This is a genomic window from Paenibacillus sp. JT22N1, assembly GCF_059692155.1.
This window is the reverse complement of sequence record NZ_JCAUAW010000001.1, coordinates 442,609-454,963: the sequence shown is the minus strand read 5'-3', so window position 1 is coordinate 454,963 and position 12,355 is coordinate 442,609. Positions and strand designations below refer to the sequence as shown.

The window sequence follows — 12,355 nt, the reverse complement described above, 5'->3', positions numbered from 1 at the left end:
TAAACTGAAAGGCATGACTTCCATCTAAGGAAGTTCATGCCTTTTTTATTTCGTATTAGCTCTTGGTGCTAGCTCAATGATACTGATCCGTTTCGAACCAAATTTCATCAATTAGCTTATTTCTATACAGCATGGATACATTAAACGTTTCATACTCTTTTTCTTTATCCAACTCTTCAAGCAATAATGTCGCAATGAGCTCTCGATCATCCGAATCCCCTGGCTCGCGGAAATCAATGAATCCTGTTAGCTGGCGAGAACTAATATCCACCGTTGCAGTACCAATAGGCAAGCCACCATAGGATTGCTGATAAATTTCATACGTGAGCGTATCGCCATCATCTCTGGCCAAATTAATCGTGTAATCCTCCGGAGAAAGAGGCATCGTATCTTCTTCTATGTCATCAACCAAATCTAATAAATCAATGTGCGTTAATTCCACGGTATCTACGGTTTCCCCATTATAAATCATGTTAAAAATAAACGTGTCCGTTTCATCCTCATTGAAATCTTCGACAATTAGCTCTGACACTCTGTCCATTTCCTCATCAAAAGGATCGAATCTCCATGTTATATCGCCAATCACATCAGTACCATACATATGAAGTGTAATTTCAGCAATGAGCTCCGATTCTTTATCATAAACATGATAATCCACACGGTTTCTACTTTCACCTACAATTACAAGCTCATAGCCCTGTTGATTCTTGCGTTCCTGGATCATCTCCATTTTATCTGGAGCATTCTCTGAGTCGATGTCATCGAATCGAGTTTCGTCCCTCACCCATTCATAATCAACCTCATCATCATGTTCGTGACGGGGGTATAAATGCGATTCCCCTTCGATCATACTAGGTTGTAAAGCATGGTCTGTCGCGATAACGAAATCATAATCACTGTAACTAACTAAAACCTCGCACTCCTCAATAGCCAGTGCATCAATGACACTCTGAATGTAGGACTGAACGAAATCATACACCTTCTGTTTGTCCACGATCGTAATGGACTGCTGCTCCAGATGAATCGAGCCTTTAAGTCGATCCGATTCCCTGTAGACTAGCGTTAACGTACCGACAAACTCCCCATTGTACACAATATCGCAGACTTCTCCGCCTGCCGTTTTCAGGTCGGGTCTAAGCATAATATCGGCCACGACTTTCCTCGCCTCCTCTACAGATCTTATGATTCTTCTGTAGATTGTCCCAACATCGTCCAAAATATGAGTATTTAGGATAAATGAAAAAAAACGAAGGCTTAAGTATGCCTCCGTTAAATGGGTCTATTCAGTAGGTTTTTCTGTTTTTCAATCATATCAATTCGTTGGGACAAACTTTCGATGTTCGGGTAGCGCTTTGCATGAACTTGATAGATATGGCGAGCTTCTGCCAATTTGCCTGCTCTTAAAGCTAGATCAGCTACTGCCAAATCTGCTTTCCATTGACCTATCTGATAATCAGCTGAGACAGATCCTCTGTACTCCTTGATGGACGTCTTCGCTTTTTTGAGATGAAAATCCGCTTCCAGATATAGCGCATCTGCTTGCTTCATTCGTATTTGGGCGAGTAGGAAATGTGCATCAGGAAATTGGTTGTTATGCTCTAATGCTTTTAGACAAGTTGTTTCTGCCTGTTTCCAATCCTTACGGCTCATATAGTAATGCGTCAGAAGCTTATAAACATCCAGCATTCTACCAAAACGCGGAGTTTGCAACCCAATCCGCTCTGCTTCAAGTAACGCTTCAAACGCTTGCTCTTCCTGCCCTGCCAGCAATGATTCCCGTCCATAATAAAGCCAGTTGCCAGGATCGTTCGACTCTTCTTCAAGCATCATCTTTAGCAAGCGTAGATTGCGTTCTATTTTATTTTTTTTCATAATCACAGATGGATCGTACCCATCATGAAGAAAGCGAATGCGAACAGCACGACGATAAGTTTCCTCCTGATAGATACCAAGGGAGCCGCTTATCTGTTCATGGATTCTTCCCCAGAACTGAAGCCCTCTCTTCGTTGGAAACATCCGTGTCTGTGAGAAGTCATGATGCACCTCACCACGAATCTGATTGAGATGCCAAATATGAAGAACTGGCGGAATCGGATGGTGATGAAAAATACCCGCTATTTCTCGAACACCACAAACATCCTCTTCGAGTAAAAGCTCGTCTGTATCCACCCAAAGCACCCAATCGCTTTGAATATGTTTCAAACCCTCATTGCGTGCAGCTGCAAAATGGTCCTTCCACTCAATGGGTACTACCTTCACTTTACTGAATTTGGACGCAATCTCTCGGGTACGGTCAGTCGATGAATCGACTAGAATAATTTCATCCACAGCTTCATAAAGCGCAGTTATGCACTTTTCAATTCGTTGCTCTTCGTTTCGAGCCAAAATTGCTGCGGCTACTGTAACCCTTGGAACATGAAGAAGCCCTTCGATATCAACCCGTTCTACACCTTCAGGTGTTTGATCTAAAGCCTCATAAACTGAATTTACCCAAGCAGCCTCTGGATCGAGGAGCCATGCACGATTGAATACACGCTTGGCCGTTAGACCATAGCCTTGGTGCATCAGGGCTTCTCCCAAGAAAACCCAAGCCTGACCTTCTAATGGATTACTCCGGATTAGATCCTTCGCCACAACCTCCGCTTCCTTGTATCTTTGCTGCTGTAAATGTTCGATGATTGGCGCGTAGGTCGATTGCATAGGTCACCTGCTTATTAAGGTATTATAGGTTTGGTATAAGGAATTGTTAAAATTTTCTTGCCATGATCAACATCAACAGTTATCGTTGTAGTTCCTGAACCGGTAACAAAGTAGTTAAATCCGCTTGGTATCATCGGCATATCTGAATTACTGGAAGATACTTGGATAACTTTGCCGGACTCAATCTCTATTGGGAATAATGAACTGATATCAAGAAAACCATAGAATACTGAGTGGTTCAAACCCAGAGTGTCAACGTAAGCTTCATCCGTAGCTGAATTAACTGCGTTAACTTTAAGCTTAGATGAGTATGGATAGTAGTATTCCCCTAATCCTGAAAGCCTTAGATAGTTCTGAGAATTATAAACTACACTTGATACCGTTACCGAGTCATCATCATATTCATCATTATAATCAAAAGTGTAATTTAAAGGAGCAGTTGTTCCAAAAGCATCTGTTAGATTAATATCTAAGGTGCTGCCAACAAAGATAGTTTGAGATTCAAATGGATTATAGGTTGAACTAGTTACAGTGAATGGTTGTGAAACCTCAAGTCCCGCCTTATCAGTTGCCTTTACACCACGTATTTCTGTGATATTCTCCATATTAGGATGTAAATACAGCTTTGAAGCATAAATTTCAGATGACCCGTTTGATCCTGAAGTCAAAATTTTGCTAAAAGTTAAATCACCAAAATAATCAGAAAAATATTGATTCAAATCAAGCTCAATACTCGAGCCAGGAGAAATATGATAACTTTTATGTAACCTATCACCAATTTCTGGTGCTTTGTTATCATCTAAAACAGTTGCATGAAACGTACCATAGCCCATATCCCCTGAATGGTTAACTGCCACTACCGTTATGTCTACGCCACCTGTTAGATCAGATGTACTCACATACCAATACCCATCATTATTTATATCAACAATATTCGGATTCGAAGAGAATATATAAAAAGTCAATCCATCCTCTACATTACGCTGTTTAAAATAATCATACAAATCAATAACGCTATTAAAAGAAAAATCTGAATTTTTATTCAGCGTAACGTCTGGAAATCGCTTTATTAAAAGATTCGTCGTGCCTTCTTCGGTGTTTTCATCAACTAAACTCGGGGAAATACCAGTTAACAATTGTTTTACTTGAGTTGCTGTTGTGAAATCCTCTGAATGACCAGTCATATAAGATACTAAATCGCCAATATTAATTTTTTCCATAGAATCCGCAGGGACAACGATTACGTTAAAGGATTCTTCGGATATGACTCCATCATTTTCGATGGTAACCGTGAAGCTAGCCTTCCCAGTCACTCCTCCATTCACTTTCAATAAGCCTAATTCTAAAAAATTAGAATCAATTGAAGCAAAAGGAGTTGTACCATTTATTACTGAAAAAGTAGAATTCCAAGATAAGTCATAAAGTTGTCTTAGATTAATAACACTGGAACTTCCATTTTGCGGTATCACTAAATCATGTACAAGGTCTACTATAGTCGGTATTGGACTAGGAGATCCCGACTCAGCAGCAGCAGCAACCCCTTCATAAGCCGGCATCCCAAAAAATGGAACAGCCGCTATGGCTGTCGACACTACCATTGCAATTACCTTTTCTTTCTTTGTAAATCGTTTCTTTTCCGTCATTCCTTTACACCACCGTAATCAATTTTCTTTCTCTCATTCTACCATACGTCATAATATGGAAGAACCCCCTAAAACGACAAAAATCCTCAAAAATCGAGGATTTTATCGAAATTTTATATTATAAACAGTATTTCAAAATAGCCTCACGGACACCCTCGTCATTATTAGATGAAGTCACCGCATCCGCTGCTTCTTTCACACCTTCTGGCGAGTTCTCCACAGCGATGCCGAGCCCGGCGAATGCCATCATTTCCAGGTCATTGTAATAATTCCCGATAGCCATGATCTCACTAGGATCAATCTCTAATGTAGCAGCCAAAGCTTTCAAAGCGTTGCCCTTATTGGCTTTTGCACTCATCACATCAATAAAGAGGTCGCCACTACGAATCATCCGTAAATGACCGTATAGCTTCTGTTCTTCCCATTCCTTTTGAACGCGATCCAACTCTTGCTGGCTAAAAAGTGTAAATTTCACTATTGGCAGCCCAAGCTCTGATACATCCGTCACGAGTTTGGGGTTGATCAGAAACTTTTGGTACATCTGTTTTTCATATTCACCGACGCGTTCAATATACATGTTAAAAGAGGTACATACATCGAAATGAATGCCTTCTCTCCGCACATAATCTAACATAGGCTCAATTTCAGGAAGTGTAAAAGCAAACTCATTGACCAACGTCTGACCCCGTTCATCCGCGTGAACTGTCGCCGCGCCATTATGCGTAATCATCGTTCCCTCAAGCCCAAGCTGTTGAAGAATTGGCAGCGTGCTAGCTGGAGCTCTCCCGGTACATAACACAATGTGACACCCTTGATCATGTACCTCTTGAATCGTTTCAATCGTGCGTTCTGTTAATTCATGCTCATCATTTAAAAGAGTTCCGTCTACATCCAGTGCTATTAATCGATATTTCAAGGTTTTCTCTCTCCCTTGTACTTCGCCTTTTTATCGATTTATTGTACCATAGGAACATTGTGTATTCATCGATTTACATAAAAAAAGCAAGCTATCCGAAGATAGCTGCCTCCAATTATTGAACCCTATGAACTCCCACTGATTTATTGACATTGCCAATGATTTGGACAGGAATGTCCTCCTTTTTCACAACACCGTTGTGGTAACGAATTTGAAAATGAATGGTTTGCAGTCCTTGAGGCAAGCCCTCCGTGAATGACTGGAATTTTGCATCAAATAGTTCTCCGCTAAAAAAGGTCGCATCCCCTCCCGCTGCAATTAAATGCTCAGTCACATAAAGCGCATGCCCATCTAGCCCTGTCGTATCGATCCAAGCTGTCACTTCGTCCACAGGCGCAGGTGAACTCTTGCTAGAAACTATGAAAATTTCCCCAGAGTAGAAATCCTTAGGTGCCGAAACTGTTTGGTGACCACTCTTTTCATGCAAAATCAGCCAGTTGTCTGTATAAGTTACATCCGAATGTATCGTCAATGGCATCGCAGCAATCATTTTGACTACGGTATTTGAAAGACGTCCGTCTGATACGGTTAATGACACCTTATACATACCAGGCTTTAGGAAGCGATGAGAAATATCCCTGTTGGAAAAAGTGGTAGTAACCCCGTCAGGTTGCTCTAATTTCCACGCATAGGTTAGAACATCACCGTCTGGGTCGAAAGAGTTATTCACGCTTGTCACTATATCCCCCTCCCAAACCGGCTTTGGAGTCCAGTCAAATTCGGCTACAGGCGCTCGATTGATATAAAACCATGTCTGCGCTGAATAATCTGACCAGGTAACCCCATCAAATACTCTAACTCTGACGCGGAGTTTTTGACCAGCTGTAAGTTCCTGGTTGACCATCCAACTCCCCACATTAGAAACCGTCCCCTGGTAGAACTGCCCAGAGTCCAGCAACAGTACATCGTTAGCCTCATTGGTAATTTGCATTTGGAAATAAGTAAAGGTTGTACCCGGATCTGGATCGGTTTGGCTCCACTCAAAGGTAGGCCGAAGCTCGGAGAAAATGGTAGGCGCAGCTTGCGTCCCATTTGGAATCGTCATGCTGGCTACTGGAGGTCTATTCGTTGTGAACCAACCAGAGTTTGACCATTCTGACCAATATCTCTCATCGTGAACTCTTACCTGAACTTGGAAAGGGCCATTTTGATCTTGGATATACGGAAGATAAAACCACTCTGTAGCATGAGTATTCCAAGTAGTAGCGATTGTATAGTAATCACAGTCGTTCCAAGAGTTATTTTCGCTATCATAACTACAGAAGCGTGCATAGTTACCGTATCTTTGAGCATCGTACACATTCCCATATTGACTGTACTGAACTTGAACACCATTAGCGTCTAAAATACGGTATTGAAATGTACGGTATTCCGTAGGAACATCTGGATCACTCTGATTCCAAGAAGGTTTCAAAACTCCTTCAGAAATAGGTGTAGGATTGGCTTGGGTTCCGTTAGGGAAAGTCAAGGTAGCCGTAGGAGGGAATCCTAATGCAAAATATCTTTCCGACCATCCAGACCATTCTCCTTGTTCATCCTGTACCCTAATTCTAACCCTGTATGTTTGATTGGAGTACACAGTCATTGGATAGTTATAGCTTAATGAAACTGTATGACCATCACTGAGTACATTAGAGACTTTTGCAATATTAGGGTTATTCATACTAAACCATTGCCATTGCGGATTATTATAATAATTATAGTAGTATTGTTGTACATCTATTTCCGAGCGTACAATTCGGCTATCAGCATCGTAATCTACCGCATTCCAAGTAAATAAAGGATTACTCCCTGCTGCTCCAGACGGATTATTCATATCCGTACTCGTATGGCTCGTGATATCAACGAAAGGCGCATGATTCGCAGGTGGTGCGTCTAGCCACAATATAGCTTCTGCCCAATCAGACCACGCACCGTATTCATCTTTAACAGCTACCCTAAACGTATAAGCCCCCATTTCTTTAACTCTAGTTAATTTTCCATTTACAGTTGTACCATCTGGCTCAATGTACTCGTATCTTCGCTCAATAATTCCTCGAGAAGCCGAATAATCAATGCCAGTTGGTTCCGTAGAATAAGTCCAGTTGTTTAACCAACGATCAGGGTCATAGCTCTGATCATCATAAGTTACGTTATAATAAATATCTTGATTTACATTCAAGACCCCTATAGGTCTACGATGGATCAATACATTTCTAGAATACGGGTCAGATTCAGATAGGTACTCTGCAAAGGCAGAATTCGGATATTTAAAGCCAACAGGCGTAGGGTCATCTGCACCAATAAAGGTTAATTTATAAACCCCTACCTTATCTAGTGTTTTTATTGGATCTCCGTTAAATGTTTGATTATTGTAAGCAGAAAGTCCACTTCTACCATCCCCTGAATCTAAAAATTTCGTAGAGTTCGTATGCTCGTACTTCCATTTATCCTTGCTAATCAAATGATCATCACTTTCAGGATCCACAAACTCCGTAGAGTACGTCAGTTCTTCCCCCGCAATGCCGGTATCGCTAATTTTGTTGTTATCTACAATCGGCACTTTGACATAGAAATTACGGAAATGAGAACCATATCCGCCTATGAAAAATCCATAAGTACCTTCTGTTAATGCAAGATCGGTTACTTCCATAATAGGAACTGTACCCATCCGTACCTTTATTTTTCCACCTCTAACACTAACCTTCATGTTGTTAAAAGATGTCGTAGACAACCAGACTGGCGTTGACTGTAACTCGGTACGCACACCACCAACGAGCTTCGATAAGCTTATTTTGTTTGTTGTAAACTCTAATCGATACATCGTATTGTTACTAGTTGCCCTGAAGATTAAACCCGAAGGAGCATTCACATTCGTATTCACACTTGATTGTAAGAAATCGAACACGTAATCTGCGTCTGCAACACTCGTATCCTTCTTCATGGTTTGACCAATTTCCGCTAAAGCGTAGCTTGAAGGAATAGTCGTTCCACCATTTATCTTATAGTAGTAGAATTTACGTTCAGATTGACTATCATCTTCATCATAGTGAGAAACATAGCTGCCTACACTACAAGAACCACAAGATGTCCATTGGAAGTTCCATCTTCTCAATTTATAATGCTCTTCTTGAAGAACGACTTGAAACTCTCCATCTGCACTTAATCCTGCCGAGGATACTGTATATCTAAACCTCTCTTGAAGCGTTTGTTCGTGAGAGAAGGTATTAGTTGGTCTAGTTCCTTTAGTCGTATATGAAGCGAGTTGGTTTGCATACTTATCGGCAACTACGATTTTGTTCATACCATCAACGATATAAACATATCCATCAGCCGACACAGAATAATTCACATCGACTAAGGTTGAACTATCGCTATCTGAACCGTCACCTCGTATTACGCTGCCATCCTCATACCTAGAACGATTATTAAAGTAGATATCTTTGTATATTTCTAATTTTTTAGTAACACCTGTTTGTTTATTATAAGAAACAAAGTATTCACTAATCGTTCCTGCTCGGTTACTACTAGAACCCCAACTCCCAGAACTATATGTATCCGTAGTTAAATTCATTGGTTGTTCTCGATATAGATTTACTTCTGAGTCCTCATAAATGCCCGTTAGAATAGGTGCAGGTATTACTGTATTCGCAGGTACTTCTAAACCAGTCTCTACATCAAGCCAAGTAGTCACTACACACCAACATCCGTAGGAGTAGGTACCTCCAAGTGACACCTTAGTTCCATCATTGTTTAGTTTCAAGTTAGCATGAGGTGATCTTACTCCACTTTCACTAGAAGAACAGTCACCAGAACAGCCATCATAGTTGTATTGACCAGAACGTTTCCAAGATACTGTACCATCAGCAGTTTTACGATAGATAGCCCATGTCTCAATATAATCATTATCATTATAATTGTAGGCATTATAGTCTACTGAATAAGCTCCACCTTTAGCATCATAAGCAAGGAACTTTCCTGGGTTATCGGGTGTAGGCTTATTAGGGATATACTTTTGTTGAACATAATCGTATGTATTTCCCAACCCTCCATCTATCCTAGTATTAGTCCCGTCAAAAAATGGAATGGAACCAATAGAACCAACTCCATATCTGTTACCCAAAAATTGTGTATTAAATAACTGAGGAACAGGGAAAGTATGCCAAGCGTTATAGGTTGTTTTTTGGTACTGTTCAGGAGTAATCGTTAATCCAGTGCCTGGGCCATTGAAAGGCTGTTTACCATAATGAGATGTTAAACCATTGGTAGCAGTGTTGTAAGTTAATCCAATATCCCTCACTTTATTCAAACTAGGATTAGTTAAAGATGAACCTTGCCATCGATCCCCATAGGCCATTAGCATTTCATTTTCCAATGTTGTATGAAACAAAGGAGGTTCTGGATTCGCACTTGTAACAGTGAATGAAACTTCGGGAGAATCATTTTTGATATCAACCACATAGCTTCTGGTATTCGTTAAACCCCAATCCTCCTTTGTTTTTACCGTTAATTTATACTTACCTACCTTAGGAGCTGAAAGAATAGCCGGCCCACCAACAGATATCGGTATATTTAAAGGCATATGATCGTTGAAAATGCCATCGTCATTGCTATCGTACACATATGTAATTGACGTTTCTACGATTACATCTCCATCGGGACTGTAAGATAAATCCCTGAACTGAACATTTCCTCTTACGGCAAAGATAGGTAAGTTGATGACAGCTACTGGAGGTTTATCCTCTACAACGTTCATGTTTTTAATTGCTATGTTTTCTGGTAAGCTGCGTACTCCGTAATTGTCCTTTACTTCTAAGGTTACAGTCTCTATACCAACATTGGGATAAACGGGGAGATTATTCGTCCAGAAATACTCCGTTATCGTTCTGTTTTTAGCTGGTTTGCTGCAAGCTCCATTAATCGCATTAGCTGCAAGAGGGCGGTTTTGTACGACACGGTTTGGTACGTTAATACAGGGTAAAGGCTCAGGACGCATGATAGTTATTGTTGCATCCTTTTGCGTACAAGCTCCCTTATCATCACACATTTTCGCTGTTATCGTATGGTCACCGGCTGTCGATGCCGTCAACCATGTAAGCTTATCCTCACCCTTTAGATAACCCATAGAAGGAAAGCTCTTGATCCAAGTACTTGAGCTGCTTGGGAACAACCACTCGAAAGTTACGATATCATCGTCAGGATCGTAGTGGTTAGGTGCAATTTCGGGCAACAACCTAACGTTTAATTTATCACCGACAATAACCTCTGAAATTGGTATGCGGCTGTAGTAATCATTGTCGGGAAACCACCCGATTTCGAACTGAGGAGGTCTATTAGGAGGTTTTGGACCAACTGTAAACTTGCCTTCATAGAAATATGAAGTGCCTCCACAACTATCCTCAAGCTTGTATTCAATTACGACTTCGCCGCTTGTAATATTGCCAGGATAACCCGTAAAACCCATCATCCCATAAGCAAAAATGGACATATCACTCACAGAAGTACTACTCAGCGAACTCCAACCGTATTGAATATATGAACCCGTAGTTTGGGATAAAATGAACCTTCCTCGAACAGGCGTACAGCCAGAAGGAATCGTCCAGTCTGCTTTAATAAGGTTGGAATCTTTCCAAGGAATTGAGGGCTTATCTGCTGAGGTAGTTCCGCTAAAGTTTCCACCGCTTGGTGTACAGCTGGGAACCGGTGTAATGAATTGACTTAGCACATTATTGCTGGCACTTGCTTCGGGGATATCATCGTTGGAATCTAGATTTATGGTGATGCTCTTCACGCTACTGAATGTATACGGCACTGATTCGGTTATCGTCTGACCTGCACCTAATCCTGAGGAATAAGTGAATGTCTTGAACACCGTGTCATCCGCAGCTAGAGTCACACTGAAGGAATCACCACTTGGAATTGCAACGCCAATATTTTTGAATTTAATTGTAATATTTACGCTTACGTTTTGTGGCACACAGGCTCCGGCATCAAGTGATACAAAGGCTAGATCTGCTTTTACAGGCGCGGTGTAAGTTACTTCAATTGACATTTGATATTTATATGTGGTGCCTTTCCAAACTCCGATTGCAAACATTGCGTAATCACGAGATAATCCACCTGATCCATCAGAATCCAATCGCTCTCGTATCTGATCTGAAGGAACATCACCATCAAGCATCATCATGGTCCTGATCATACCTTGACCAGCATTAGTCCCCTTACCAACAGAAAGGGGGACTGCTTCGTAATCATCATTGGGTTTCTCAGCACCATAAATTTCTATGGAGCCTTGTTCTAACTTGTCTGGATCAGTAATGTCTGCACCTGTACCTGATAAATTTGCAGAGGCTTCAACTAAAAACCATTTTTGTGCACGTTCAACCTCATATGCTGTTGTTACCGCTGCGCCTTCCTTTGGATAATCTTTTTCTAGGTCCCCACTGGCAACGTGACCATTAATTGCTGTTTGCCCATCCTTATAGTACAAGGGAGAGTCATAGGAGTATCTCAAATCTGGTCCATAGGAGTTAACATCACTATAATTGAAAGAAGTTGTTAAATACCTTAATCTACCATACAATGGTATCTTTCCAGGGTAAGGCGATGGGTTACCACTAGCTCCATCAAATTCAACAGGAACAGTTTTGCTTCCTTTGTGCTCCCATATTTTACCAACTGGTTGTCTGTAAATTTGATGCATTGGTTTAGTAACCGATTTACCGTATACTGTTGTGTTGCCCCCGCTCAAACTTGTTATAGTCACTGAGGTATCTGTGAATGATGCAGTACCACCAGAGCCCCCATGATTACTCAAAGTAACTCCAGTTATTGTACCGCCAACTAGAGAGCTAATATCCTTGGTAAATGTTTTAGTTTGAGATGATGAATACTGTGATGCAACAGGTGACGTTGTGTAAGAACCTTGCTCGAAATTATAGTATAACTTTATTGAAGATGCAGCAGATGCTCCATCTGGATTAAAAAATGGCAATAAAAGCTCCAGTAAAAGCAAGAACAGCATTACTCGATGTATAAATTCACGCAAGTGCTTACC

General features: G+C 40.9%; 5 protein-coding genes. All 5 read right to left on the bottom strand.

Features of this window, described 5'->3' with window-relative positions; genetic code table 11:
* Window positions 1–73 precede the first annotated feature (73 nt).
* Window positions 74–1,153 (bottom strand): hypothetical protein, encoded by a 1,080-nt coding sequence (locus tag AC58UU_RS02105; protein ID WP_497312513.1) that lies wholly within the window; start codon window positions 1,151–1,153, stop codon window positions 74–76.
* A 116-nt stretch (window positions 1,154–1,269) separates the two neighbouring features.
* Window positions 1,270–2,700, bottom strand: a complete 1,431-nt coding sequence (locus tag AC58UU_RS02100) for a glycosyltransferase (protein WP_497312512.1) — start codon at window positions 2,698–2,700, stop codon at window positions 1,270–1,272.
* A gap of 14 nt (window positions 2,701–2,714) precedes the next feature.
* Entirely contained in the window at window positions 2,715–4,343 is a 1,629-nt protein-coding gene (locus AC58UU_RS02095; RefSeq protein ID WP_497312510.1) for a hypothetical protein, read from the bottom strand.
* 118 nt (window positions 4,344–4,461) lie between these two features.
* Entirely contained in the window at window positions 4,462–5,259 is a 798-nt protein-coding gene (locus tag AC58UU_RS02090) for a Cof-type HAD-IIB family hydrolase (RefSeq protein WP_497312508.1), read from the bottom strand.
* Between the two features lie 115 nt (window positions 5,260–5,374).
* Window positions 5,375–12,346: a glycoside hydrolase family 78 protein gene (locus AC58UU_RS02085; RefSeq protein ID WP_497312507.1), complete on the bottom strand. Its 6,972-nt coding sequence runs from the start codon at window positions 12,344–12,346 to the stop codon at window positions 5,375–5,377.
* Between the last annotated feature and the right edge of the window lie 9 nt (window positions 12,347–12,355).